The following is a 1,465-nucleotide window of genomic DNA, read 5'->3' as shown; positions in this document are numbered from 1 at the left end:
GCGGCCGCTCTCCCCGCCAGCAGCGCGCCCGCCTTTGGCGGCGCGAAGGGCGCTGATGCGCTGAAAGCGCGCTTCACCGGCTTCATCAAGCAGCCTGCGGTGGCGAAAAGCCTGCCGCTGCTGGGCCTGCTGGGCGTGGTCGCCACCGCTGGCGCAGCCTGGCTGGCCCTGCGCGAACCGCCGCAGCGCGACCTGTTCCGCGGCCTGCCCGATGCCGACAAGTCCGCCGTCGCGCAGGTGCTCGACCAGAATGGCGTCACCTACGATTTCGACAATTCGGGCGCGATGACCGTCGCGGAAGACGATTATTTCAAGGCGAAGATGATGCTCGCCGCCCAGGGCCTGCCCAAGAGCGCGCCTGACGGCAACAGCATGATCGACAGCCTGCCCATGGGCGCAAGCCGCGCGGTGGAAGGCGAAAAGCTCCGCTCCGCCCGCGAAATGGACCTTGCCCGCACGATCGAGGCGATCGACAGCGTCGAAAGCGCCAAGGTCCATCTCGCCGTCGAACCGCCCAGCGTCTTCCTGCGCGAACGGGCCAGGCCCTCCGCTTCGGTGATGCTGCGCCTCGCTTCGGGCCGCACGCTGACCGACGCGCAGGTGAGCGCGATCGTCCATCTCGTCGCCTCGTCGGTGCCCGAACTCAGCCCTGATCAGATTTCGCTGGTGGACCAGAATGGCCGCCTGCTCAGCAATAATGACGGCAACGCCGCCGACGACCGCCAGCTCGCGGTGCAGTCGAAGATCGAGGACCGCTACCGCCAGTCGGTGATCGCGCTGCTCACCCCGATCCTTGGCGAGGGCAAATTCTCGACCGAGGTGCGCGCCGAACTGAACTTCGCCGAACGTCAGGCGACCCGCGAAACCTATCCGCAGGATGAAGCCCGCCTTCGCACCGAAACCGGCAGCTGGGCGTCCGATCCGCGCGGCCAGGGCGCTGGCGAGGCGAGCGGCATTCCGGGCGCGCTCAGCAATCAGGCGCCCGTCAACCCCACCGTCACCCAGACCAACCCCAACGGTCAGGCGGTCAGTCAGGGCACGCAGGCGGCTCAGCCCGCCACGCCGCCCAGCGCGCCGATGAAGACGGAGGAAAGCTTCAACCGCAGTTTCGAGCTTGGCCGCGAAGTGTCCGTCACGCGCGATGCGGTCGGCACGGTCAAGCGCCTGTCGGTCGCCGTCGCGCTCGACAATGGCGCGGACGGCAAGCCCCGCAGCGCGCAGGAAATCGCCGCGCTGGAGGCTCTGGTGAAGGGCGCGGTCGGCTTCGACCAGGCGCGCGGCGACGTGGTCGCGCTCTCCTCGCGCAGCTTCGTCAAGGCCGAGGAAGTGAAGGCGCCCTGGTATGAGGCTGATTGGGTCTCCCCACTCGTGCGCAACCTGTCGGCCCTCGCCGTCGCCCTGCTGGTCGTCTTCGGCATCGGCCGCCCGCTGCTCAAGCGCCGCGCCGCCGCGCAGGAGGCCGCCG

Annotated in this window: 1 protein-coding gene; it reads left to right on the top strand. The window is 69.2% G+C overall.

Annotated elements, in window-relative coordinates:
- Positions 1–1,465: flagellar basal-body MS-ring/collar protein FliF (gene fliF / locus L288_RS35305; protein ID WP_021238878.1), on the top strand; the 1,465-nt coding region annotated here is incomplete at both ends.

Source organism: Sphingobium quisquiliarum P25 (assembly GCF_000445065.1).
In the GTDB taxonomy this organism is placed as follows: Bacteria; Pseudomonadota; Alphaproteobacteria; order Sphingomonadales; family Sphingomonadaceae; genus Sphingobium; species Sphingobium quisquiliarum.
This window is presented reverse-complemented; position numbering and strand designations above follow the sequence as displayed.